The sequence below is a fragment of the Streptomyces sp. NPDC127092 genome, from assembly GCF_042722475.1.
Taxonomy (GTDB): Bacteria; Actinomycetota; Actinomycetes; order Streptomycetales; family Streptomycetaceae; genus Streptomyces.
Genome location: NZ_JBHXFE010000028.1, coordinates 43,625 through 67,599, shown reverse-complemented (window position 1 = coordinate 67,599; position 23,975 = coordinate 43,625). Strand labels below are relative to the sequence as shown.

Annotated in this window: 25 protein-coding genes; 9 read left to right on the top strand and 16 right to left on the bottom strand. The window is 73.0% G+C overall.

The genetic code is table 11. The features are described from left to right. Window positions 1–19: 19 nt before the first annotated feature. The 14 genes from ACFWJO_RS22990 to ACFWJO_RS22925 form a co-directional block, all read right to left on the bottom strand. Window positions 20–820 (bottom strand): ABC transporter permease, encoded by an 801-nt coding sequence (locus tag ACFWJO_RS22990; RefSeq protein WP_386867857.1) that lies wholly within the window; start codon window positions 818–820, stop codon window positions 20–22. After that, window positions 817–1,818, bottom strand: a complete 1,002-nt coding sequence (locus ACFWJO_RS22985) for an ABC transporter ATP-binding protein (RefSeq protein ID WP_386867855.1) — start codon at window positions 1,816–1,818, stop codon at window positions 817–819. Before ACFWJO_RS22985 ends, ACFWJO_RS22990 begins: the two co-directional genes overlap by 4 nt. After that, window positions 1,818–4,052, bottom strand: coding sequence for an asparagine synthase (glutamine-hydrolyzing) (gene asnB / locus ACFWJO_RS22980; RefSeq protein ID WP_386867853.1), 2,235 nt, complete (start codon window positions 4,050–4,052; stop codon window positions 1,818–1,820). The genes ACFWJO_RS22985 and asnB overlap by 1 nt, the downstream gene beginning before the upstream one ends. Window positions 4,053–4,463: 411 nt before the next feature. After that, window positions 4,464–4,745: a PqqD family protein gene (locus ACFWJO_RS22975; protein ID WP_386867851.1), complete on the bottom strand. Its 282-nt coding sequence runs from the start codon at window positions 4,743–4,745 to the stop codon at window positions 4,464–4,466. Continuing rightward, window positions 4,745–5,545, bottom strand: a complete 801-nt coding sequence (locus tag ACFWJO_RS22970) for a hypothetical protein (protein WP_386867849.1) — start codon at window positions 5,543–5,545, stop codon at window positions 4,745–4,747. The genes ACFWJO_RS22975 and ACFWJO_RS22970 overlap by 1 nt, the downstream gene beginning before the upstream one ends. A 94-nt stretch (window positions 5,546–5,639) precedes the next feature. Continuing rightward, window positions 5,640–6,731, bottom strand: a complete 1,092-nt coding sequence (locus tag ACFWJO_RS22965; RefSeq protein WP_386867847.1) for a diiron oxygenase — start codon at window positions 6,729–6,731, stop codon at window positions 5,640–5,642. Continuing rightward, window positions 6,649–7,404: a pyridoxamine 5'-phosphate oxidase family protein gene (locus ACFWJO_RS22960; protein ID WP_386867845.1), complete on the bottom strand. Its 756-nt coding sequence runs from the start codon at window positions 7,402–7,404 to the stop codon at window positions 6,649–6,651. Before ACFWJO_RS22960 ends, ACFWJO_RS22965 begins: the two co-directional genes overlap by 83 nt. A gap of 5 nt (window positions 7,405–7,409) precedes the next feature. Then, entirely contained in the window at window positions 7,410–8,147 is a 738-nt protein-coding gene (locus tag ACFWJO_RS22955; RefSeq protein ID WP_386867843.1) for an SDR family NAD(P)-dependent oxidoreductase, read from the bottom strand. Further along, on the bottom strand, window positions 8,144–9,178 hold the full coding sequence (locus ACFWJO_RS22950) for a Gfo/Idh/MocA family protein (RefSeq protein WP_386867841.1): 1,035 nt from the start codon (window positions 9,176–9,178) through the stop codon (window positions 8,144–8,146). Before ACFWJO_RS22950 ends, ACFWJO_RS22955 begins: the two co-directional genes overlap by 4 nt. Continuing rightward, window positions 9,179–9,976, bottom strand: coding sequence for a hypothetical protein (locus tag ACFWJO_RS22945; protein WP_386867840.1), 798 nt, complete (start codon window positions 9,974–9,976; stop codon window positions 9,179–9,181). It abuts the gene before it with no gap. Between the two features lie 65 nt (window positions 9,977–10,041). Continuing rightward, on the bottom strand, window positions 10,042–10,923 hold the full coding sequence (locus tag ACFWJO_RS22940) for a hypothetical protein (protein ID WP_386867838.1): 882 nt from the start codon (window positions 10,921–10,923) through the stop codon (window positions 10,042–10,044). Further along, the gene (locus ACFWJO_RS22935) at window positions 10,920–11,600 is read right to left on the bottom strand and encodes a dTMP kinase (protein WP_386867836.1); all 681 of its coding nucleotides are present in this window, start codon (window positions 11,598–11,600) and stop codon (window positions 10,920–10,922) included. The genes ACFWJO_RS22940 and ACFWJO_RS22935 overlap by 4 nt, the downstream gene beginning before the upstream one ends. Then, window positions 11,594–12,577, bottom strand: a complete 984-nt coding sequence (locus ACFWJO_RS22930; RefSeq protein WP_386867834.1) for an HAD family hydrolase — start codon at window positions 12,575–12,577, stop codon at window positions 11,594–11,596. The genes ACFWJO_RS22935 and ACFWJO_RS22930 overlap by 7 nt, the downstream gene beginning before the upstream one ends. Next, complete coding sequence (locus ACFWJO_RS22925) at window positions 12,574–13,254, bottom strand: HAD family hydrolase (protein WP_386867832.1); 681 nt, start codon at window positions 13,252–13,254, stop codon at window positions 12,574–12,576. Before ACFWJO_RS22925 ends, ACFWJO_RS22930 begins: the two co-directional genes overlap by 4 nt. 272 nt (window positions 13,255–13,526) lie before the next feature. Between ACFWJO_RS22925 and ACFWJO_RS22920 the strand changes: the two genes are divergently transcribed. The 9 genes from ACFWJO_RS22920 to ACFWJO_RS22880 all read left to right on the top strand — a co-directional run bounded on the left by ACFWJO_RS22920 (window position 13,527) and on the right by ACFWJO_RS22880 (window position 22,232). Further along, window positions 13,527–14,708 (top strand): hypothetical protein, encoded by a 1,182-nt coding sequence (locus ACFWJO_RS22920; RefSeq protein WP_386867830.1) that lies wholly within the window; start codon window positions 13,527–13,529, stop codon window positions 14,706–14,708. Beyond that, window positions 14,708–15,628 (top strand): formyltransferase family protein, encoded by a 921-nt coding sequence (locus ACFWJO_RS22915; RefSeq protein WP_386867828.1) that lies wholly within the window; start codon window positions 14,708–14,710, stop codon window positions 15,626–15,628. Before ACFWJO_RS22920 ends, ACFWJO_RS22915 begins: the two co-directional genes overlap by 1 nt. A gap of 4 nt (window positions 15,629–15,632) precedes the next feature. Beyond that, the gene (locus ACFWJO_RS22910) at window positions 15,633–16,634 is read left to right on the top strand and encodes a nucleoside-diphosphate kinase (RefSeq protein WP_386867827.1); all 1,002 of its coding nucleotides are present in this window, start codon (window positions 15,633–15,635) and stop codon (window positions 16,632–16,634) included. After that, window positions 16,631–18,016 (top strand): aminotransferase class III-fold pyridoxal phosphate-dependent enzyme, encoded by a 1,386-nt coding sequence (locus ACFWJO_RS22905; protein WP_386867825.1) that lies wholly within the window; start codon window positions 16,631–16,633, stop codon window positions 18,014–18,016. Before ACFWJO_RS22910 ends, ACFWJO_RS22905 begins: the two co-directional genes overlap by 4 nt. Beyond that, on the top strand, window positions 18,013–18,195 hold the full coding sequence (locus ACFWJO_RS22900; RefSeq protein WP_386867824.1) for a (2Fe-2S)-binding protein: 183 nt from the start codon (window positions 18,013–18,015) through the stop codon (window positions 18,193–18,195). The genes ACFWJO_RS22905 and ACFWJO_RS22900 overlap by 4 nt, the downstream gene beginning before the upstream one ends. 104 nt (window positions 18,196–18,299) lie before the next feature. Continuing rightward, window positions 18,300–19,583, top strand: a complete 1,284-nt coding sequence (locus ACFWJO_RS22895; RefSeq protein WP_386867822.1) for an FAD-dependent oxidoreductase — start codon at window positions 18,300–18,302, stop codon at window positions 19,581–19,583. After that, window positions 19,580–20,125 carry an NUDIX hydrolase gene (locus ACFWJO_RS22890; protein ID WP_386867820.1) on the top strand — a complete coding sequence of 182 codons (546 nt, stop codon included), beginning with the start codon at window positions 19,580–19,582 and terminating at the stop codon, window positions 20,123–20,125. Before ACFWJO_RS22895 ends, ACFWJO_RS22890 begins: the two co-directional genes overlap by 4 nt. Then, window positions 20,122–20,826: an HAD family hydrolase gene (locus tag ACFWJO_RS22885; RefSeq protein ID WP_386867818.1), complete on the top strand. Its 705-nt coding sequence runs from the start codon at window positions 20,122–20,124 to the stop codon at window positions 20,824–20,826. Before ACFWJO_RS22890 ends, ACFWJO_RS22885 begins: the two co-directional genes overlap by 4 nt. Continuing rightward, complete coding sequence (locus ACFWJO_RS22880) at window positions 20,823–22,232, top strand: MFS transporter (protein WP_386867816.1); 1,410 nt, start codon at window positions 20,823–20,825, stop codon at window positions 22,230–22,232. The genes ACFWJO_RS22885 and ACFWJO_RS22880 overlap by 4 nt, the downstream gene beginning before the upstream one ends. Before the next feature lie 153 nt (window positions 22,233–22,385). Here the strand turns inward: ACFWJO_RS22880 and ACFWJO_RS22875 are convergent, their stop codons facing one another. Next, on the bottom strand, window positions 22,386–23,615 hold the full coding sequence (locus ACFWJO_RS22875) for a helix-turn-helix domain-containing protein (RefSeq protein WP_386867815.1): 1,230 nt from the start codon (window positions 23,613–23,615) through the stop codon (window positions 22,386–22,388). A gap of 130 nt (window positions 23,616–23,745) precedes the next feature. Beyond that, a complete protein-coding gene (locus tag ACFWJO_RS22870; protein ID WP_386867813.1) occupies window positions 23,746–23,895 on the bottom strand; it encodes a hypothetical protein in 150 nt (49 codons plus the stop codon). Between the last annotated feature and the right edge of the window lie 80 nt (window positions 23,896–23,975).

Here is a 23,975-nt window from a genome sequence, read left to right as displayed (position 1 = left end):
CTCCGCTGTCTTCCGGCGCTCAGGTCAGTGCGAGGGTGCCCGCGCCGCGGGCGCGGCGCTCCACCCAGACGAGGGCGATCAGGGCCGCGACCACATAGCCGGCGCCGAGACCGAGGGCCACGAGCGACGGCACCAGGACCTCTCCGCCGCCCGTGGCGGCCTGCACCGCACGGGCGGCCCAGCTGGTCGGCAGCGCCCAGGTGACCGGGCGGGTCCACTCCGGCAGTGAGGCCGTGCTGACGAGCACGCCGGAGAACATCCACACGGGGTAGTCCAGGGCGTTGGCCAGGGCGTTGGCGTTGCGCAGCAGCACGAAGGTGGCCGCCATGAGGATGCCCATCATGCCGAGGGCCAGGACGCACACCAGCATCGTCGGTGCGAGCAGCGCCGGGGAGACCGGGGTGAAGGGGATGTCGAAGAGCACCACGCCCCACACCACGGTGGCCACGAGCGAGTAGAGGCCGACGAACGAGGTGGCGAAGGTGATCGGCAGCAGGACGAGCGAGAAGCGGGTCGGCGCCGACACCAGGGTCTCCAGGGTGCCCATCCAGCGCTGTTCCTGGATGGCGCCGCCGGCCCCGAAGAGGACGGCGGACCAGACGCCCATCAGACCGGCGCCGACGGCCGCCTGGAGCAGCCGGTCCGGGTGGTCACCGGCCCGGAACAGATAGACCGCGAGGGTCGCGTAGACGAGCGGCGAGAAGACCGCCATCACCAGCTCGACGCCGGAGCGGGAGAGGTGGAGGACATGGGTGCGCAGTCCCATGGCCATGAGCCGCCAGAAGCGGTACGGGCCGAGCGAGCTGCCGTAGGCCGTCATTCCTGGCCTCCCGCGGACGTCGCGTCGCTGATGATCGAGAGGTAGGCGTCCTCGAGCGTGGGCTCGCGCGTGGTCACCTTGCCGGTGCGCAGCTCGCCGAGCGCGGCCAGCACCGAGGCGTGGCTGCCGTGGTCCGGCCGGGCGTGCACGGTGACGACGTCGACCGTGCCGTCGGTCTCGACGGTGGCCCGCTCGATGCCCTCGGTCTCCCGGAGCCGGCGCAGGTGCTCCTCGCCGACCGCGTCGTGGACCTCGACCTCCAGGACGTCGAGCTTGCGCACCCGGTCCTTGAGCTCGTTGGGCGTGCCCTCGGCGCGCACGGTGCCGGAGGCGATGACGGCGATGCGGTCGCACAGCTCGTCTGCCTCGGCCATGTAGTGCGTGGTGAGCAGCACGGTGGTGCCGCCCTTGACCAGGTCGGCGACCATCTGGCGCAGTTCGCGGGCGGCGGCCGGGTCGACGCCGATCGACGGCTCGTCGAGGAACAGGACGTCGGGCCGGTGCAGCAGGCCGCGCGCGATGTGGAGCTTCTGCCGCATGCCGCGGGAGTAGCCCTCGACGCGCTCCTTCTCGCGGCCCTTGAGGCCGACGGTCTCCAGGAGTTCGTGGATGCGGGGCAGCTGCTCGCGCGGCTCGACCCCGTACAGCTCGGCGAAGTAGCGGAGGTTGTCGAGGGCGGACAGCCGCTCGTAGAGGCCGCGGTCGCCGCCGAAGACGTAGCCGATGCGCCGGCGCACCTCAAGGGGCTGGCGGGCGACGTCGTAGCCGAGGATCCGGGCGCTGCCCGAGGTGGGCAGCAGCAGCGTGTTGAGCATCTTGATCGTGGTGGTCTTGCCGGCGCCGTTCGGGCCGAGCAGGCCGAAGAGCTCGCCGCGGCCGACGCTGAGGGAGACGCCGCGGACGGCGTCGATCGTCTTGCGCTGGGGCTTGAGCCATCCGGTCCGCGTCCGGTAGGAGCGGGCCAGGTCCACGGCCTCGATCGCCAGGTCGGTGGTCATCAGACGTTCCTGTCTCCGTCGTGGGGGGTGGTGGCCGGTGCCGGCGCGCCCGGGCGCAGCAGGCCGAGGTCGAGGGAGTCGTCGAGCAGCTGCCGGAACGCCTCCGGGTGGGTGTCGAGGTCCGCGCAGACCTCCGCGAGGGTGCGCGTGCCGTCGAGGGAGTGCAGCAGGGCCGTCCAGGTGTCGTCGGCGCCGAGGACGTATTCCAGGGAGCCCTCCACCGCGAGGTACGCGGTGCCGGTGGCGTCGCGGAGCAGTTCGACGTGGTCCGCGAGGGCGAGCACGCTGTCGGGCGTCCAGCGCGGTGCGGCGAAGACCAGCTCCTCGATCCGCGGCGCCTCGGTGGCCCAGTCGGTGAACCGGTGGGCGGGGCGGACGGCGGGCAGCAGCACCGCGGAGTCCACGAGCGGCGGCGGGAGTTCGGCGACCATCGTGTCGAGCAGGCACAGGTTGAGCAGCGGGAGGAGCCGCTCCACGTGGGCGGAGAGCGGTGCGTCCGCCAGGCGGCGCAGCAGCGCCCGGACGCGGTCGGCGTCGAGCATCTCCCGGCCGCGCGGGGTGGCGAGGGCCTCCTCGACGAGCGCGGCGCCGTCGCGGGTGAGCATCTCGATGAACGGGCGGTGGGTGTGCTGCACGCCTTCGCCGTAGAAGAAGGGCACCTTGGGGCGGTGGGTCACCTCGGCCGGGAGGAGATCGGCGACCGCCTCGCGGACGATGGCCTTGTCCCACAGCAGCCGTTCGCGCCGGGCGGCCGGGATGGAGGCGACGAGCTCGACGAGGCGCCGGTCCAGGAAGGGAACGCGGGCCTCGGTGCCGCTGCCGGCCGCCGTGCGGTCCTCGTGCCAGCAGTTGAACTGCTCGACGTCGCGCATCTTCGCCGCGACGAAGGCGCCGTAGGGGTCGCGGCCCACCAGGTCGCGGGCCGCGCCGAGCGCCGCGTCGGTCAGCAGACCGCCTTCGGTCCCCTCCCACCACGCGGCGAGCCGGGGCCGGCCGCTGTCGAGCCGGCCGCGGCGGGCCATGCCGGCGAGGGCGTCCTCGAAGGCCTGCCAGCCGCCGTCGCCGGCGGTGGTGGTCGAGTAGCCGCCGCAGAACTCGTCGGCCGCCGCGCCGAGCAGCATGCCCTTGATCTCGGGGTGCTCGGCGCGGACGTAGCGGTGGAGTTCGTGCTTGTAGTACTGCTCCGGGCTGCAGGTGGGCATCTCGGTGAGCCACAGCAGCCGCTTCCACTCGTCGGCCGTCGGCACGTCGGAGGCGTCGAAGCGGACCTGGTGGTTGGCGACGCCGAGTTTGTCGGCGACGAGGCGGGCGTGCCGGGCGTCGCCGTTGACCACGGTCGAGCCGCTCAGTACGGAGAAGGTCTGCAGGTCCGTGGTGTCGGCGGCGAGCGCGGCGACCGCGGCCGAGTCGACGCCGCCGCTGAGGAAGAGGCCGATGGAGACGTCCGCGGTGGCGCAGGCCCGCACGGAGTCGGCGAGCAGCTCGCGGAAGTCGCCGATGATCTCCGCGTCGGTACGGGTGGAGTCGCCGTCGAAGTCGGGCAGCGTCCAGTAGGTGTGCCGCCGGGTCGCGCCGTCGCGCAGGTCGATCTCGAGGATCGTGGCGGCCGGGACGGACTCGACACCCTCGAAGTAGGTGGCGGGCGCGCCGAGGTCGAGCGAAGGGGCGGACGTCACGGTCGGGTTGACCAGGGCGCCGTCCCAGTCGACGCGGCGCGGGGTGGCGGGGTCGGCGAAGAGCGCCTTGATCTCGGAGGCGAAGGCGATCCGCCGGTCGTCGCGCGTGAAGTAGAGCGGCTTCACGCCGAAGTGGTCGCGGGCGAGGAGCAGGACGTCGCGGCGCCGGTCCCACAGCACGAGGCCGAACATGCCGCGCACGTCGTCGAGGAAGTCCAGGCCCTTCTGCTGGTAGAGGTGGACCAGGACCTCGCAGTCGGATCCGGTCCGGAAGCGGGTGCCGGCCGGCAGCGTGGCACTGAGCTCCTTGTGGTTGTAGACCTCGCCGTTGGCGATGAGGACGACCGAGCGGTCCTCGCTGTAGAGAGGCTGGCCGCCGTTCTCCGGGTCGACGAGGGACAGCCGGGTGAACGCCAGGCCGACCCGCCCCTGGCGGAGCAGCTCTTCCTCGTCGGGTCCGCGGTGCGCCAGCGTGCGGGCCATGGTCGCCAGGATCGCGTCGGCTTCGACACCGAGGTCCTGCCCGTCGATGCGGGCGAGACCGCCGAGTCCGCACATGCTGCCGTTCCTTTCCGATGGGTGATGCCGAGGAGTGACGAAAGACTGAAAAGGGGTGGTGAAAAGAGGTGGTGAAAAGAGGAGGGGCGCCTCTCTGACTGCAAAGCAGAGGCGCCCCGGTCCGCTCGTTATTAGCGGTTGTTCATCATGACGCGGGAGAAGTCGATCTTCTTCGCCTGCGGCTTCGCGTACTGCTGCATAACAAACACCTCATTCAGTGAGTGAGCCGCCGCCCCGTCGGTTCCGGTGCGGCGTCGACGTGGCCGACTCTATGAGCAATTCCCGAGGTATTGCAACCCCGCTCGGGAAATTTATTTCCGAGGAAATTCGGGAAACGCCTCCAAGCCGTCCTCGGAATTCGAGAACGGCTTTTCCAGCCCTTATGCGGGCGGAATTCAGGAGGTTTTTCGGTCAGCTGCCGAGCCGGATCAGCTCCTCTTCGAGCAGCCAGCCCAGCATCTCCGTGGTGTCGGTGAGCGCCGTGCCGGCGTCGATGCCGTAGTGCTCGGCGACGGCCCGGGAGATGTCCTCGACCCGGCCCGTGCCGTCGATCCGGCGCCAGATGAACGCCGCCACCTCGGGCAGCTCGTACGCCTGGTCGTACCGGGCGAGCAGGATGGCGCCCTCGGAGGACCGGATGCGGACCTCCAGGTTGTGCCGCGGCACAGTGTGTCCGTGGATCTCCGCCGGCATCAGACCTCCACCTCCATCGAGATGCGCCGGACCCAGCCGATGACGTCCTCGATCCAGCGGCCGGGGTCCTCGGGGTCGTAGTCGCGCATGGTCTCGATCCGCCAGTACCGCTCGAAGGGCAGCACGGCGGGTGCCGCGGCCCGGTACTTCTTCGACCGCCATTTGGCCGTGATGCCGTACTCGCCGTGGTGGGCGAGCAGGGCGTCGGCGGCGTACCCGAAGGCGAGCTTCGCGGTGAGCAGCGCGCTCTCCGCGTCCCCCGAGCCGAGCTGGCCGAGGGCGTCCTCGGCGAAGGTGTCCGCGAGGTCCAGGCTGCGGGCGGCGATCGTCCGGCCGAAGGCGGACGAGTGCAGCAGCCGCTGCCGTTCGGCGAGCCAGGGTGCGCCGTCGAGGGCCACCGCGTGGCCGAGCTTGACCAGGGCGTCGCGCTCGACCTGGCTCACGGTGGCGCCGATGTCGCGCTCGGTGCGGTAGGCCTCCCAGGAGACCTTCGCGAGCAGCTGGTCGAGCTGGCCCGCGGACCAGTACTCGACGTCGCCACGCCGGTCCCCGAGGGTGGGGACCGCGACCGGCACCCGGTCCGGGGTCAGCGCGACCGGGTGGAAGTCCTCCACCGTCTCCATCGGGGCCGGCTCGCCGGTCACCACGTAGAGGTCGAGGTCGCTCGTCTCGTTGCCCCAGCCGCGCACCAGGGAACCGGCCGCGTACACGCACAGGTACCCGTCCGGCAGCAGCCCCTGCTCGCGCAGCAGGCCGAGGAGGCGCGGGCCGTCCTCGGCGGTGATCGTGTGCACCATCATCCTGTCCTTGTTTCCTTGCCTCTGCCTCTGGCTGTACGGATGGCTTCGTCGCCGGCTCTGCGTCCGGCTCCGGCCCGCGGCAGCCCGTGCCGCCTCACAGCAGTCCGTGCGCCGCGAACTCCGCGCGCACCTGCTCGTCGTCCAATGCGCCGACCGACGCGAAATGCCGGACCGTCTGCTGCGCCACGCTTTTCGCGTACGCCGTGACGGCCGCGGCCGGAAAGAGTTCGGAGACGATCTGCCGGGCCTCGTCACGGGAAAGCCCGTAACCGACGACCTCGCTCTCCACCGACGGAATGTCGGGGTCCGTGAAGATACGGATCAACCGCGGCACCCGAAGGGCCGCGCGGCGCCGGGTGTCCGGTGTCAGCTGCCCCCACAGATGACGCAGGAACACGGCGAAATAGGCGTGGTGACGGCCTTCGTCGAGCGCGTGGTCGCGGACCGCCTCGCGGACCGCGGGAGCGACGCTCCGGTCGTTCCACATGTCCGACAGCTGCGCCGTGATGAGCGTCTCCGAGACGATCACGAAGAGGATCTCGGTGAGCGCCGTCAGGTCGTCCGGCGTCTCCTCCAGGTACCGCTCCAGGCGGGTGATGAAGTACGGCACCTCCGGCAGCTCCGCGCGGACGTCGGTCGCCGCACGGACCTGGGCCGCGAGGTCCGCCGAGAACAGCGCGTGGTACGCCTCGTCGCAGTAGATCTTGAAGGCGTCCAGCCGCATGGCCTCGGGCAGCCGCACCCCGATCGTGCCGTGGGCGATGCCGAGCACGGTCCGGTTGACGACGAGGTGTTCCAGCTTCGCCGTGAAGTCCAGGTACCGGTACAGATGCCGGACGAGCACGTCGCGGTAGATCTCGGGCCGTTCGTCGCGCAGGCCCGCGATCAGCGGGTGGGAGGCGAGCGGCACCAGTTCGGGAGCGAAGAAGCCCTGGCCGGCGGTGAGCGGGCCGAGGGTGCGCCGCTCGGCCGAGCGCACGGTGGACCGCTCGTACCAGTTGCGGAACGGGCTGACGTACGCGTCCTCAGCGGTCCGGTCCGGTTCCTGCCCGTCGCGCCCGGCCGCGTCCCGGCCGGCCCCCTCCGGTGCGGTCCCGGTCTCGTCATCCCGCCGGGCGAACAGCGCCTGCTTCGGGCACAGGCTCACCGCCGAGCACCCCATGAACAGACCGACCGTTCCGCACATGCTTCTCCCCTTCGGTGACCACGGCCGGCCGCTTCGGCAGCGGCGGGTCCGTCTGGTTGCGGTGGATCCGCGCGGTGTCCCACAGCCCGGCGAACCGGCCGGCCCGACCGCAGTGGTAGTACGCCTCCTCGACGTGGACGAGCGATCCCCACGCCAGGCGCTCCCGCTCCTCAGGGTCGAGGGGCAGCAGCTCCCACCTCGGGTCGCTCCCGGTCAGCGGCTCGGCCCACCCGTTGACCCGGGCGGTCTCGGGCATGCCCGGGAGGAGGAACAGCAGCCCGACCCCGGGGCTGTGCTCCAGGTTCCGCAGGGTCTGCAGCAGACGGTTGCCGGACTCCTCGGGGAGGAACAGCGTCCGCTCGTCCACGACCCGTACGAAGCCGGGGGCGCCGCCCCGGGGCGAGGCGTCGCAGCGCCCGTCCCCGTCCGAGCTCGCCACCACGACGTACGGCGACAGCTCGACGAAGCGGCGCAGCCACGGGTGCAGCACCGGCGAGAGCTTCGCCCGCACGCGCGGCAGGGGCGCGCCCCACCGCTCGGTCAGCTCGGCCCGTACGGAGCCGGCCGCCGGGACCTCGTACGGACTCCCGGACAGGCTCCCGGACGGACTCCCGGACGACGCCCCGTAGGACGACCCGGCACCGTCGGCGCTCTCGGGTCTCACGCCGCTCACGTCACTCACGGCACCATCACCGTCCCGCCGTTGACGCCCAGCGTCTGGCCGGTGAGGTAGCCGCCGGCGTCGCCGACGAGGAAGGCGACCGTGTCCGCCACGTCCTGGGCCCGGGCCACCCGGCCGAGCGGGATCTTCCGGCCCTCGGCCAGGAAGCCCTCCTCGTCCAGGCCCGGCTGGGCCGTCCGCGTCACACCCGGCGCGACGGTGTTCACCGTGATGCCGTACGGGCCGAGGGCCCGCGCGAGGGACTTGCCCATGCCCAGGAGCCCGGCCTTGCTGGCCGCGTAGTGGGCGCCCTTCGGCGAACCGGTGAAGGCGGCGCTCGACGCCACGTTCACGATCCGGCCCGAGCGGCGCGGGATCATCATCGCCGCCGCCTCCTGGGCGCAGAAGAACGCGCCCTTGAGGTTGGTGTCGAGGACCAGGTCCCAGCCCGCCTCGTCGATGTCCAGGACCTGGGCGCGCGGGAACACGCCCGCGTTGTTGACGAGGATGTCCAGCCGGTCGAAGCGCCGGCCGACGGTCTCGAACATGGCGGACACCTGGCGCCGGTCACGGACGTCGGCCGGTACGGCGAAGCAGCCCTCGGGCAGCTCCCTCGCGTCCGCGCCCGGCGGGTGGTTGACCGCGACCCGGGCGCCGAGCGCCGCGAGGGTGACCGCCACGGCCCGGCCGATGCCGCTGCCACCGCCGGTGACCAGCGCGGTGCGCCCCGCCAGGGACGCGGGCGCGGCGGTCATGCGCGCGCTCCGGTCTGCCGGCGGACCTCGTCGAGGACGCGGTAGACGTCGAGGCAGGCCGAGAGCGGCGAGTCGCTGGGCTCGCCCCGCACGACGCTCCGGTGGAAGCTCTCCAGTTCGGTGGCGTAGCCGGTGCGGCCGTAACCGCCGCGGCGGCCGGGCCACTCGTAGGTCAGCGTCTCCTTGGCGTCCAGGACGCCCGCGCCGGGAGCGGTCGCCGGGCGGGCGACCGTCAGGGTGTTGAAGTGGTCGAGGCTGCCGACCACGCCCTCGTCGGTCACCAGCTCGCAGCGGTACTCCAGGCGGTTGGAGTAGTTGCCCACGAGGAGCGTGGCGAGCCGCCCGTCGGCGTACTCCAGGAGGACGCGGATCGCCCGCCGCCGCGCGTCGATGTCCGCGCGGCGGGCCGTGATCCGGTCCGGGACGCCGAGTTCGCGCAGTGCCAGGTCGACGGCGTGCGTGCCGAGACCCTGCAGCAGGCTGTCCTCCACCGTGGCGCAGCCCCAGACCGGGGAGGTCGGCTTGGCCGAGACCATCCGTACGTCCAGGGTGCGCAGCGTCCCGTGCGGGCGCAGGGTGTCGCGGAGCTTCCGGTAGGACTGCCCGTACGGGAAGTTGAAGCCGACGAACGCCACCGTGCCCCGCGGCGCCGCCGCTTCCGCGGCGGCCAGCTTCTCCAGCGTCGCGGTGTCGGGCGCCGGGGGTTTCTCGGCGAGGACGCTGACGCCCGCGGCGAGGGCCCGCTCCAGGACCTCGGCGTGCAGCTCGGGCGAGCCGGCCACGACCAGGGCGTCGACGGCCGGACCGGCCGCGCCGTCGATGAGCTCGGTCCAGTCGTCGGTCCACAGCTCCGCGCCCCAGCGCCGGGCCGCCTCCTCGGCGGCCTCGGGCCGGCGGGCCGCCACGGCGGTCAGCCGGGCCCCGTCGAGTGCCGCCAGGGCGGGCAGCAGGTTCTCCTGCGCGTGGCCGCCGGGGCCGACGAGCCCGTAGCGCAGCGCTCCCCGCCCCGGGGTGAGCCGTCGGATGGCCATTCAGATGATCCCCAGCTCTTCCAGCCTGCGGCACCAGAAGTGGTACTTCTCCTTGGTCATCTGACGCTCGGCGCGGCGCTCCGCGGACTCGCGGTCCTCGCCGACGCGCCAGAACATGGTGCCGACCTCGGCGGTCTCCGGCTCGATCTCGGACAGCTCGCCGCGCCCCTCGGCCTGTCCCTCGGCCTGCCCCTCGGTCAGCCGGCGCAGCGCCTCCTCGCGGCCGCGGGCCTCCTTGAACATGACCGGCGCGCGGTCCTTGACCGGATTGCCGCGCAGCACCAGGGAGATGGTGCCCAGCTCGGTGAAGGGCGTGGAGTGCAGGGCGTTGTGGTGGATGGTGAAGCACTCGCCCGCGCGGTCCTCGTGCAGCATCAGCGGCTGGACGTCGTCGGGCAGGGTGTTCTCGTCGAAGCCGTTGCGGGCCACGTAGTTGCGGTGCAGGTAGGTGCCGCGCAGCACGAGGTTGGTGAAGGAGAAGCGGTGGTTGTGGGCGAGCTGCTGCTGGTGGTCGGTGGACATCCGGAGCCTGATGCGCAGGCCCTTCTCCACGTCGTCCCAGAGCACGATCTTGTCCTCGACCACGTCCTCCTCGCACTTGGCCCACAGGTACGGGTCGTGCTCGACGGCGAGCAGGAGCCTGCGGAAGAGGGCCTTGTCCGCGGCGAACTCGCGGATCAGCCGCTGGGTCAGCTCGGCGGCGGCGGGCAGGTCGTCCCAGTCGATGGGGCCGACGTTCTCGAAGAGCTCGACGACGGTGTTGTTGACGTGTACCCGGTCTGCCGTCTCGACGGTCATGGTGGTGGTCTCCTCTGGCGGGCACCGGTCGTCCGGTGCGGAAGGGGGAAGGGGCGGCCCGGGCGTCAGATGACGCCGAGCTTCTCCAGGCGCTCCCGGATCTGCCGGTAGGCGTCGAGGCCCATGGCCTTCTGCTGACGACGCTCCTCGGGCTCGTCCTGGCGGCCGAAGCGCCACCAGAGGGTGCCCTCCGCCTTGTCCATGATCACGGAGCGGTCCTTCTCGACCGGTCCGCGCAGGAACAGGGAGACGGTGTCGGGCGTGGTGAACGTGGTGTGGATGGCGCTGTGGTGGAGCGTGTAGCAGCTGCCCGGCTCCTCGCGGCGGACGATGTGCGGCGTGAGCCGGTCCAGCAGGCCCTCGGCGCGCGGGTCCGGGTTGTGCCGGCTGAGGTACTGGCGCGCCTCGGGGTCGGGGCCGTCGCCGTAGAGGTCGCCGTCCATGTGGTACCAGGTGTGGGTGTAGCTGCCCGCCACGATGCGGCTGGAGAAGGAGAACCGGTGGTCGTGCGGGCGGTCGAAGTGGTCCTCGGTCGAGATGTGCAGACGCAGCCGGATGCCTCGGTCCAGCGCGTCGTACAGGACGATGTAGTCGAGCAGCTGGTGGCGCTCGCACATGGCGAGCAGCTCCGGCTTGTGCTCCACGTCGTAGACCAGCTTGCGCAGGGACTCCTTGTCGTCCGCGAGGCGATGGACGACGTCGCGGGTGATCTCACCCGCCCTCTCGAAGTCGGACCAGTCGACGGTGAGCTGGTCGAGGTAATCGATCACGGTTTCTCCTTGGTACGGGACCTCGTAGTCCCTGCGGATCCGCAGGGCGAGCGGGGAGCCGGCGACGGGCAGTCGGTCGAGCTCGTCCGCCGGGCACCGGCCGGCGGCGACGTCGGCGAGCGTGTCGGCGAAGATGTCGAGGTCGGAGGCGCCGACCACGTCACGGGTGGGACTCATGGGGTTCTCCTCAGCGCGCGTACCGCGGCCACCACGGCCGCCGCGGTGTGCTCCGGCGGGTCGTCCGGGTGCGGGGCCAGGACCAGCCAGTCGCGTTCGGCGGCCATGCGCAGCAACTCGCGGCGGACGACGGACTGGTAGCCGCGGAAGGCGTCGCGCGGCGGGCCCGTGTACCCGTCCCAGCGGCCGAGTTCGGTCTCCTTGAACGTGTCGCGGCGCGACCAGGCGACGTCCGGGTCGACGTCGAGGAGGACGGTCAGGGCGGGCTCCGGCACGGGTGCGAAGAGCGACTCGACCCACTGCGCGTCCAGCGGTTCGCGGACCAGGGTCTTGGCGATGTTGCGGTAGTACCAGCCGTCCATGACGGCGACCGTGCTGTCGTCCGCACCGGCGTTCGCGCCGTCGTTCGCCAGCTCGGGCCTGAGCCGGGCGAGTGCCGCGTACCAGGAGGCGATCAGCAGGATCCAGTGGGCGGCTCCGCAGGTGTCGCCCTGTTCCTCCGGGGAGGACCAGATGAGCTCGCGCAGCGCCGCGGCGCGGGCCGCGGTCGCCGGGTCGGTGGCGCCGGCGCTCTTCTTGTCGGCGAGGGTGGCGGCGCCAAGGGCGAGCTCCTCCGCGACGAGGCGGGCCACGGTGGACTTCCCGCTGCCGTCGATGCCTTCCAGGACGATCAGCACGGCGCCGCTCCGTCGGCCAGGCGACCGTCGGCCAGGTGACCGTCGAGCAGGTAACGGACCACGCCGTCCTCGTCGTTGGCGGCGGTGACCGCAGACGCGCGGGCGAGGACCTCGGGGTGGGCGTTTGCGGGGGCGACGGTGCGCTCGGCCACGGCGAACATGGGCAGGTCGTTGAGGTGGTCGCCGTAGACGGTGAGCCCCGCGCCGTCGAGGCCGGCCTCGCGGGCGAGCCGGCGCACCGCACGGCCCTTCTCGGCCTCGGGATGCGCGATCTGGATCTCGGTCCAGCCGGGGACGTAGCGGTTGGCGGCCGCCATGACGCCGGCCGAGTCGCCGAGCTCCGCCGCGAGGGCGGCGGTCGCGGCAGTGGCCCGCTCGTCGGGCACGAAGGCGATGACCGCGGCGGTCCGCACTCCGGCGACCCCGTCGTACGGGTCCCGGCAGGACGCGAGGCGCGGGTCCCCGTAGGCGCGCTTCTCCGCGATGTACCAGGCGGTCGCGGGATCGCCGCAGGGGCCGTGCAGCACGCGGTCGGCGGTGCCGTCCCAGGTGGTGAGCACGGGCTCGGCGGCCAGCCGGGCGAGCGCGTCCAGGGCGCGGGCCGCCGTCTCCGGGCCGAGCGTGGCGTGCGCGAGGTGCCGGCCGGTGGCGAGGTCGGTGAGGAAGGCGCCGTTCAGCTCGACGACGGGCAGGGTCAGCCGGACGCCGGCGAGCAGTTCGCGGATGGCGACCGCGCTGCGGGCGCTGGCCACGGTCAGCGCCGTGCCGCTGTCGAGCAGGGAGTTGAGCCCGTCGCGGGCGTAGTCGCTGAGGGTGGCGTCGGAGCGCAGCAGCGTCCCGTCGAGGTCGAAGACGTGCAGGCCGAGCCGGCGGTCGCCGGGCGTCCGGCGGTCGTCGCCGGCCGTCCCGTGATCGTCCGTCATCCCCTGGTCGGCGGGCGCACGGCGGTCGTCCGTCATCCCGTGGCCGGTGGTCATGCGCGGGCCTCCAGGAACTGCGGGACGGCGCAGAGGCCCGGGAGCAGCGGGCGCAGCTCGGCCAGGGAGCCGAGAACGCGGTGGGCTCCGGAGAGCCGGTCGCGGGGCGTGAGGGAGGCCAGGCCGAACACGGTCGTGCCGGCCGCGCGGGCGGCGGCGACCCCGCGGGCGCTGTCCTCGACCACGAGGCACTCCTCCGGGGCGACGCCGAAGCGTTCGGCGGCGAGGAGGAAGAGGTCGGGGGCGGGCTTGGGCAGTGCCACCAGGTCCGCGCCGAGGACCCGGCCGGCCAGGCGAGCGGCAAGGCCGGTGAGCCCGAGGGTGACGCGGACCCGGTCGGCCGTGTCGTTGGAGGCGACGCAGTACGGCACGCCCAGGGCGTCGAGCTCGTCGAGGACCCCGTGGATGCCGGGCATCGCCGTCAGTTCCCGCTCGAAGGTCTCGAAGAGCCGGGCGTGGAAGCGGTCCCCGAAGTCCTCGGCGAGGGTGACGCCGGTGTTCCGGCGGACCGTCGCGAGGACGTCGGCGAAGGACGTGCCGAGGTAGTGCGTGACGGCGTCGGCGAAGGTCGTCGGCACGCCCTCGGCGGTCAGCATCTCGGCGAGCAGACGGTTGCCGAGGGCCTCGCTGTCCACCAGGACACCGCTGTTGTCAAAGACGACCAGCTTGTGCTGCACCGGCTTCCCTCTCGATTTCCTTGACACCACTTGCCACGTCAACCTAGGCAACTCTGGCAAGTCAGTCAAGGTCGGGGGAGAGGGTTTTGACAAGCTCTTTCGTCAGGTGGCGCCGCCGATGCGGACCTGATGGCAGGTGTGGCTATGCCAGAGAGTGGACACCCCTTGCCCAGAAACGACGCGATGGTATGGTCAAGCCGCCCACCCATTCAGGCAACTCTTGTCAAAGGCTTCTTGACAGAACCGCGTAGGAACACGAAGAGGGATGATCGATGGCGAACCTGTCTGGCCCGGCCGAGCAGACCCACACCCCGCTGCTTCCGGTGGAGGTCCACTGCCATGGCTTTGCCGGCGTGGACTTCTCCGAGTTCTCCCTGCTCGACCTCGAACTCCTGGAGGAGATCTGCGCCCGGGAAGGCGTGCTCAGCATCCCGACGCTGTACCTCCACCACCACAGGCTGGGCGAGTTCGAGAAGTTCATGCGCCGTTACGACGCGATGCGGCGCGCCGGACGGATCCCGCACGTCGTCGGCGTCGCCCTTGAGGGCCCGCTGCTGTCCAGTCACGGCGGCACCCCGGCCGACACCGTCTGGGCGCCGACCCGCTCGGAGTGGGAGCGGCTCGCCCGGCTCGGCGAGTACGGGCTGTGCTACATGGTCCTCTCGCCGGACGCCTTCTCCCCCGCCTCGGACTTCCACGGCCAGACCTTCGCGCGCCACCCCGGCTTCGACTGGGTCGTCCCGATGCTCCTCGGTTACGGGGTCAGGCCCGCGCTCGGCCACTTCACCCGGACCGACCCGGGAGAGAGCGCTCGCCTCGTCAAGGACATCGTCGACATCGCCTGGGACGCCGAGTGGAACGGCGCGGGCGCGCGGGTCGTGACCGACCACCTCTTCAACGACATGCCGCTCACCATCCGGCACGCCTTCCGCACCACCCGGGCCCGCGAGGCGCGCGAGGCCACCCTCGCCTCGTACGACCTGCCGGGCTGGACCCTGGACACGATGGACGAGATCGCCGGTCCCGTCCCGGCGGCCATCATGCGCGAGGCCGCCGCCGGCCGCATCGCCGCCTGCATCAACTTCGACGGCGAGCACGTCGACCTGGCCATCGCCAGCCGAGCGGTCACCCTCATGGGCCTCGAGAACTCCATGATGATGACCGACCGTTGCGACTCCGCCCGGCTCGGCGGCCAGGACCTGACCCAGGGCGAGGAGAACGGCCTGTGGTACCAGGCCGGCGGCATCGTCGCGGCCGGTTCCCAGCCGCTCGCCCAGCAGATGCGCAACGCCATGACCTGGGACCTCAAGGGCCCCGGCCTGTGGGACCTGGCCGCCGGCACCGCTCACCGCGCCTTCGGGCTCGCCCCGCTCGACGCCGGCCAGCTGCCGGACGGCATGCTCGCCGCCACCCAGGCGCAGTGGGCCGCCCTCGACGTCGCGGACGCCGCGTGATGCCGGCCACCGGCCCGGCTCCCCTTCCTCTGCGCCGCGCGGGCGGCCACGCCGACGCCGAAGCGGACGCGGAAGCACTCGCCGCCGAAAGGCCGCTGCGGATCGGCGTGCTCGTCTCGGCCACCGGCGCCAATCTGCGCACCCTGATCGGCCTCCAGGACGCCGAGCCGGACCGCTACCAGGTGGCCCTCGTCGCCTCGCACGGCACCCGCTCCCCAGCCCTGGGCCTCGCCCGCGAGCACGGCATCGAGGCCTGGCCGGGCGACTTCGACGCCCGCTGCGGAACCGCCTCGCGGGCGACCACTGCCGAGGCCCGCGCCGACTACCGGCGCCGCGCCCGGCAGTGGCACGACGAACTCGACGCCCGCTTGGCCGCCTGGGAGAGCGTGAACGGGGCACTGGACCTCGTCGTCCTCGCGTACCACCGCTGGATCGAGGGGAACCTGCTCACCCGCTACCGCGGCCGGATGATCAACCAGCACCCCGGCGACCTCACCGTGCTCGACGCGCAGGGCCGCCGGGTGCTGATCGGCAACGACCCGGTGGCCGAGGCCATGCGGCTCGGCCACACCACCACCCGGACCTCCTGCTTCCTCGTGGACGACAGCCACGACGGCGGAGCCGTCCTGTGCCAGGGGCCGCCCGTCCCGGTCCGGCCGGGCGTCGACGCCCTGGCCCAGGAACAGGAGCAGAAGCTGCTGAGCGACCGGCCCTGCCTGGAGTGGACCGTACGGGCCTTCGCCGCCGGCTCGCTCGCCCTGGCCGCGGGGACGCATCCCGACGGAAGCCGGGTCGTCCTGGCCGACGGCGTGCCGCTGCCGCTGGGCGGCAGACGACTCGAGGCGCCCGCGCCGGCACCCGTCACCCCACCCGCGGCCCCGTCCGTACCCGTACCCGTTCCCGTTCCCGAGGGGAGATGAAGCCGTGCCGTACTCCGCCATCGGCGCCCGCGCCCTGGACTCCCTGACCCGGGACCCCGAGAAGGCCGAGGCCTACCGCCGTGACCCCTACATGCGGGAGGCGCTCGCCTCGCTCGCCCCGGCCCTCGGCACCGACGCGCTGCACCGGCACACCTTCGTCGTGCTGAAGCCTGACGCCGTGGCCGGACGCCGCTGCGAACCGATCCTCGACATCCTGCGCAGCCTCGGCTGGCACCCGGTCGCGGCCACCACCGTGCGCTTCGACCCGCTGCTCGTACGGGAGTTGTGGCGCTACCAGTTCAACGCCGCGTCCGAACAGCGCATCGCACTCGTCGACCCGCTGCTCTCCTCGGGCCCCGCCCTGCTCGTCCTCCTGGAGGACCGCGACGGAGCACGGGACCTGCCGGCCAGCGTGCGCCTCACCGTCGCCAAGGGCTCCGCCGACCCGTCCGCCGCGCGCAGCGGCGACCTGAGGACCCGCATCGGCCGGGTCAACGGCCTCTTCAACTTCATGCACACCGCCGACGAACCGGCCGATGTCGCACGAGAGTTGCAGCTCTTCTCGTACCAGACCGGCTGGGCGTGGTGCGCCGGGCCGCTCTTCGGCACCGCGCCCGCCGGCCCGGACGGCGACACCGCCGCCACCACCGCGTCCACCGCCGAACGGACGGTGCGCACCCTGCTCCGCGACGCCGAGGCCGAGATCCCCGCCCACGACCTGGACGTCACCGCGAGCCTGGGGCGCCTCGCCGCTCTCGACGGGCCGTGGGGCGCGTGCGCCCGCGAGGCGGCGGACCCCGCCCACCTCGACACCTGGCTCCGCGAGCTCCGCCGCACCCCGCTCCCGGACGCCGACGCCCGCTGGGACGTGCTGACCGTGCTGACCAGCTGGATCCACTGCAACGAGGAAGGGGTCCTGCCGATCATCGCCACCACCCGCGCCGACGCCTGGCGCGTCCCGGCCCCGCACCGTGACCGCGCGCCGGAGGAGGCGATGGCCGTATGACCGCCACCGTTCCCCCGTACGCCGGCGCCGGCAACCTCATCTACCGGGCCGAGCGGGTGCCGCGCTTCGTCCGCGCCGAGGGCAGCTATCTGCACGCCGCCGACGGCCGCCCGTACCTCGACGCCGAGGCCGCCAACGGCACCGTCGCCTGGGGCTACGACAAGCGGATCCTGCGCGACGCGCTCGCGTACTGCGAGGACATGCCGGCGCTCCCGTCGTTCTGCGAGTCCGAGCTCCGGCTCGACGTGCTCCAGCGCCTTGAGCGGCTCTTCGGCGAGGCCGTCGGCACGCCCGGCCGGGTCGAGCTGGACCTGGGCGGCGCCCAGGGCATGGAGACCGCGCTGCGCATCGCGTTCAGCGCCGTCGGCCCCGGCACCGTCGTGGTCTTCGAAGGAGCCTTCCACGGCAGGTCCGGCGTCACCAGCATGCTCAGCTCCAGCCCCCGCTACCGCGAACTCCTCGCGGCCTGGGGCCTCGAAGTCGTCCGCCTGCCCAGCCCGGACTGCGGACGCTGCCCGCACGCCGCCGCCCGCGAGACCCCGGGCTGCACCACGGGCTGCGTCACGGCGGCCACCCGCTGGGGCTCGGAACTCTCCGGCGTCGGCGGAACGGGCTTCGGCCGCAAGGTGAGCGCTTTCGTCTTCGAGTCCGTCCAGAACGTCGGCGGCATGGCCGAGCCCGACCACGTGCTGCTGCGGGCCGCCGTGGACCACGCGCGCCGCAACGGCGCCGTCGTCATCGCCGACGAGATCTTCACCGGCATGCACCGGACCGGACCGCGCTGGGGCTTCCAGCGGGCCGGCGTCACCCCCGACGTGGTGGTCGCCAGCAAGGCCCTGACCAACGGAGCCGCGGCGCTCAGCGCCGTCTGGGCCCGCGAGCCGCTCGCCGACCCGGCCACGTACCGGCCCGGCAGTCACTCCTCCACCTACATCGGCATCCCGCACGCCCTGGGCGTGACCCGGGCGGTCCTGGACCGCTGGGACGGCTGGGCGGACCCGGCCGGGGACATGGACCGGCTCGCCGAGCGGATGACCGTCCGCCTGAAACGACTCCAGGCCGCCCACCCGGACCTGGTGAGCGACTGCCGCGCCTTCGGCGGCGCCGCGCGCCTGGTCCTCACCGGCGACCACGCGCCCGCGCTGCGCCAGCTGTGCCTGACGGCCGACCCGCACACGGGGCTGATCGTCGCCTCGACCGGAATGGCCCCGGACGTGATCAATATCCACCCGCCGCTCGTCATCGACGACCGGGACCTGGACGTCATGACGGACGTGCTCGACCGGGCACTGACCCGGCTGCGCGAGACCACGGAGACCACCGGGACAACGGTGACCACCGGGACCACCGGGACCACCGGGACCGCGGGGATGCGGTCATGACGGTCAGGTCCGCACTGGACGACCCGCTGATCTGCCTCTGTGCCCACGTCCCGGAGAGCGTGATCCTCGCGGCCAAGTGCTCGGGCGTCCGTGACGTCCCCGGCCTGCGTCTCGCCACCGGCGCCAACACCGGCTGCGGCGACTGCCTTCCGGATCTCGAGGAACTCCTCGACGACTGACCGCGGGCGCCCGCCGTCCCACCCGCGGGCCCCCGCTTCCCGACCCACCCGTCCCCGGCTGTCGCCGGGCCCACCTGCTTGTCCGTCTGCCTGCTTGGAGCATCGTGAACACCTTCGACCTCGTCATCGTCGGCGCCGGACCGGCCGGTCTCGCCGCGGCCCACCGCCTCGCCGGATCGCCGTACCGCGTCGCGCTCGTCGACGGAGGCAAGCCCGTCACCGCGCGGGACCGCTACGCGGCGGAGGACCTGACCCGCGGCCACGGCGGCGCCGGGCTGTTCTCCGACGGCAAGTTCTCCTTCTTCCCTTCGGCCAGCGAACTGTGGACGCTGCCGCGCGCCGACGACCTGCGCGCCGCCTACGACTGGACCTGCGAACTCCTCGGCTCCTACGGCCTGGACACCCCGCCGTACCCGTCCGACCCGACGGCCTACACCGTCGGCTCCGGCGAGTGGGTGCTCAAGGAGTACCCCTCCGACTACCTCTCCCTCGAGGCCCGGCTGAAGCTCACGGAGGACATGGTCGCCGCGACCGACGCCACCGTCATCACCGGCACCGAGGTCGTGAAGTCCTCCTACGACCCGGTCTCCGACGACTTCCGGCTGGTGCTGCGCGACACCGACGGCGCGGAGTCGGAGCTCGTCACCCGCCGACTCCTCGTGGCCAGCGGCCGGTTCGGCCCGCTCGGCCTCAACACGCTCACCGAGGGCCAGGCGTTCCGCCGTCTGGAGGTCGGCTTCCGCATCCAGCAGCCCGCCGACCGCGCGTTCTTCCGCGACATGAAGCAGCTCGACCCCAAGCTCCGCTTCTGCGAGGAGGACGGCAGCGTCGAGTGGCGCACCTTCTGCGCCTGCCGGGACGGCGAGGCCGCCCTCACCGAGACCCAGGGCCTGTGGACGGTCTCCGGTCGCTCCGACTGCCCGCCGACCGGCCGGTCCAACGTCGGGTTCAACACCCGCATCCTGGACGAGGAGGTGGCGCGCCGGGCCATGGCTCCCGCCCTCGTCGCCATGGCCGAGGAGTCGTCCCACTTCACCGTCTCCATGGCGGCGCTCCTCGCCGGCGAGCCGGAGGCCGTCGCCACCTTCGACCACGTCTACGGCCCCGAGCTGCGGGAGATCATGGTGCGCGGCCTGGTCCGTCTCGCGGACGCCTTCCCGGACGTACGGGACGGTGAGACGCAGCTGATCGGCCCCACCCTGGAGGGCGTGGGCTGGTACCCGCGGGTCGACGGTGACCTGCGGCTGACCGACGCGCCCGCGTGGGTCGCGGGCGACGCGTGCGGCCTGTTCCGCGGCATCGTCGCGGCGATGATCAGCGGCCACTACGCGGCCGACTCCGCGCTGCGCGACCTGAGCGACCTGAGCGAGCCGGCGGGCGACCGGTGAGCGGAGCGTCCGACGAGCGCCCCCGCCCGGTGGTCGGGGTCGGCGCGCTGCTGCTGCGCGCCGACGGGGCCGTGCTGATCGGCCACCGGATCAAGCGGGGCGAGGAGCCGTCCTGGTGTCTGCCCGGCGGCTCGGTGGAGCCCGGAGAGACCTTCGAGGAGGCCGCGGTCCGCGAGACGGCGGAGGAGTGCGGCCTCGACGAGGTGACAGACGCGCGGGTCTTCACCGTCGCGCTGCACACCGGCAGTGGCCGCACCCATGTGACCGCCGGGGTGCTCGCCCGGGTGGACACGCCCGACGCCGTGCCCACCACTCCGGAACCCGAGGTCTTCGACCGCTGGGTGTGGGCCTCGCCCGAGGAGCTGCCCGCCCCGCTCTTCCCGGCGAGCGCGGCCCTGCTCGCCGCTTGGCGCGGCGAGCCGGCCCCCGCCGGCTGGGCCTTCTACCCGGCGGATGACCCGGCGGACGACCCGTCGGACCGTCCCGCGGGCGCGGCCTCCGGCGCTGCCCGTACCGCCCGGTGGGGCGGCTCCGCCCGGTGAGCCGGCTGCACGTCTTCGATCTGGACGGCACGCTGCTGCGCGGCACCACCGCGAGCCTGGAGATCGCCCGCCGGCTCGGCTGCGTGCCCGAACTGGTCGGACTTGAGCGGGACTTCACGACCAGCACCCTCGACACGCGCGGCTTCGCCGCCGAGGTGTGCCGGCTGTGGGCGGGGCTGACCGCCGGTGCCGTGGCGGACGCGTTCGCCACGGCACCCTGGATCGGGGGCCTGCGGGAGGTCCTCGCCGACATCCGGCGGCGCGGCGAGCACGCGGTCGTCGTGACGATGTCCCCGGACTTCTTCGCCGGCCGGCTGACGGCGCTCGGCGTCGACGAGGTGGTCGCCTCCGTCTTCCCGCCGCTGCCGCTGCGCGGCGCACCCGACCCGGCCGGCATCCTCACGCCCGCGGACAAGGTCGTCGCCGTCGAGCGGATCCGCGCGCGGCTCGGCCTCGACCGCGACGCCTGCGCCGCGTACGGGGACTCGACGTCGGACGTTCCGCTGTTCGAGGCGCTGGGGCACACCGTGGCCGTGAACGCGGACGGCGCCCTGCGCGGGCTCGCCCGCCACCGGTACGACGGCGACGACCTCCGGGCCGCCTACCGCCTCGCCCGGTCGTCCCTGGCGGGCGCCCTCGCGGGCCCGGGCGGACACCCCGCCGCCGTACCGCACTCCTCACCACCCAAGGAACACCCATGACCACCACTTCCCCGACCGCCGTCGGCGCCGCCTTCCGGTTCGACCGGCGCGCATGGACGGCCCTGCTGGTGCTGTGCACCGCCGTGCTCTTCGAAGGCATGAGCCTGTCCGCCATCAACGTGCAGCTGGCGGGCATCCGCGCGGGCCTCTCGCTCGGCCCGGACCGGCTGCAGCTGGTCGCGGGCGCGTTCCTGGTGGCGTACGCGGGTCTGCTGCTCGCGGGCGGCACGGCCGCGGACCGGTGGGGAGGGCGGCGGGTGTTCCTGGCCGGGGTGGCGGTGTTCGGCGCGGGCTCGCTCGGCGCCGCCCTCGCCCAGGGCGCCTTCTCCCTCGTCGCCGCGCGGGCCGTCCAGGGTGCCGGGGCCGCGATCACCGCACCGGCGGCAGTGTCGCTGATCGTCGCGAGCTTCCCCGAGGGATCCCCGCGCAACCGCGCGCTCGGGGTCTTCAGCGCGATGGGGGCGGTGGGCTTCTCCCTCGGCGTCGTCACCGGCGGTCTGCTCACGGCGGGTTTCGGCTGGCGGGGCGGCTTCGTCCTGTACGTTCCGCTGACCCTGCTGGTCCTGGTCGTCGGCGGCCGGGTCCTGAAGCCCTCCGCCGCCCCGGCCGCCGCCCGGCGGCCGCTGCCCTACGGCTCCGCGCTCCTGGTCACCGGCGGTCTCGCGGCGCTCGTGCACGGGGTGGGCCGGGTCGGCTCGGCGTCCTTCGCCGAGGTCGGCGCCGTCGCCGGGACCGGGCTGCTCGCCGTCCTGGCCTTCCTCGCCGTGCAGCGGCGGGCCGCGTCGCCGCTCCTGCCGCTGGGCCTGGTGACCGACCGCCGCATGGCCGCGGCGTGCGTCGCGCTCGGCGGCGCGTTCGCGGGCATCACGGGTGCCATGTTCCTCGTGGCGACCGATCTGCAGGACCGGCAGGGCCTTTCGGCGCTCGCCGCCGGCCTCGCCTTCCTGCCACAGGGGATCGCCGTGGGCGTCCTGTCGACGCCCGCGGCCCGGCTCGCCGACCGCAGGCCGCCGACGCTGCTGCTGCTCTCCGGGCTCGCCGTGATCACCGCGGGCCAGCTGCTGTACACGACGGTGTGGTCCGGCGCGTACGTCACTCATCTTCTGCCCGCCGCGCTCCTGGTCGGCGCGGGCATCGCCGTGGCCTACCCGGCGGCGGTCATGCTGGCCGGCGTCGCCGCCACCCGGGAGAACCAGGGCACGGCGTCGGGAACCCTGGTGACCTGCCAGCAGGCCGGCGGAGCGCTCGGCGTCGCGGTGGTGACCGGCATCCAGAGCACCACGCCCGGCGTCTTCTGGACCGGCCCGTACGGACTCTGGGCCTGCTTCGGCTTCGCCGCGCTGGCGCTGGTCACCTGTGCGGCGCTGCTGGCGCGACGCGGCGGCCGAACAGAGGCGTCCCAGTAGGAACCCCGCCGCCACCCTCACCCCCGTCGAAGGCCGGTGGGAGGTGCGCGAGGGTGGCGAGCCCACCCCGACCGGCAAGGCCGTCATGGAACTCGGCCGCCTGGACCGCAGCGTCCACCTGCCCTCGTACTTCACCGACGAACTCCCCAGCGGCTACGAGGAACGGACGGCGGCCAGGGTCTCCGCGAGGTTCTTCCAGATCTCCGCGGCGAGATCCATGTTGGCCGCCTCGTGCGCCTTCCGGGCCAGCGCCTCGACGGCCCGCGCCCCGGAGCCGACGCGTCCCGACCTGATCTCGATCAGCTGGACCAGGACGTCGAACCGGACCCGGTCCCGGAACGCGAGCTGCCGCGCCTGCGTGCCTATCTCCGCGCACAGGGCGCGCGCCGCCTCGATCTCGCCGGCCTGGAAGTGCGCGTGGGCCCGGATCGTGCGGAACTCCAGGAGCTGCCGGGCGTTGCCGACCAGGGCGAGGGCGGGCTCGATCTCGTCGAGGGTCCGACGGGCCTCGGCGCGTCGGCAGGGGTGCATCTGCAGATAGAGCGAGGCGGCGGCGAGGCGCAGTCGCAGCCACAGGGTGAGGTCGTCCCGGCTGCTGTTGAGCTCCATGGCCTGGACGAGCCGGGCCTCGGCGGCCAGGTGGTTGCTGTGCCGGACGTAGACGCAGGCCGCGGTCCACAGGGCTTCGACCCGCATGGTCCGCGGGGTGTCCCGTGAGAGCAGTTCCAGGTCCGCCACGTGCTTCAGGGCGTTGGTCAGCCGGCTCGACTCGGCCTCGGTGGAGATCAGCAGCATCAGCGCGCGCACCACGTCGGTCCTGGGCAGATCGTGCTCGATCGCGAGGGCGTAGGCGTCGGCGGCGAGACCGTGGGCCGTCTTCATGTCGCCGAGCGACCGGTGGAAGCGGGCGACGAAGACCAGGGAGCGCACCCGCAGTTCCGGGATCCCGCTCTCCTCGGCGGTGCGCAGCAGCTCCTGACCGGTGGCCAGGGGCGTGTCGTCGATCGCGTCGCGCGGCCGGGTCCCGGCCCGCGTCCAGAGGGCCAGCCAGCGCAGCGGAGGCGGCAGGGCGGCGGCCGGGTCGGCCGCGACGCGGTCGAGCAGCTCACGGACCTGGCCGGCGCCGCTCTCGGAGGTGATCGCCCTGACCAGGTCGTCGACGGGCGCCCGGTCGGCGGCGGCCGGGGCGTCGAAGGCGGAGAGGGGGACGCCGAGCCGCTCGGCGAGATGGGCGAGGACCTTCGGCGTGGGCGGCCGGGTGCCGGACTCGAGGCGGGAGAGGTAGCCGGGAGAGAGGGCGCCGTCGGCCAACTGCGCCTGGGAGAGGCCCCGTTCCTTCCGGAGCGTGCGCAGCCGCCTGCCGAAGTGGGACCGATCGACCACCGCTGAAACCTTCCTCGCCGAAAAATGCGGGGGTGGGGGAAGGTCTGCACGCCTTCCCCCACCCCCGCGTCACTGACAGGTTGCCTAAGTTGCCTAACATAGAACCCCTTGTCAATTCTTTGACAACTGTTTACGGCCAGTCGATGAGCGACTGCTGGGCGCTCGCCAGCGAGACCGTGTCGGTCGACGTCCCGGCGGCCACGACACCCCCGGCCTGACCGACGCCGAAGGCAAGGGCGAGCAGGCCGAGAACAGCTCCGAGTCGACAGATGCGGCGCATGTGGATCCCCCAAGGATGAAGAAAGGTCGGATGGCGTCCGGTCTGGACGCACCATCAAGCTAACCCGCAGGCACAGCCTT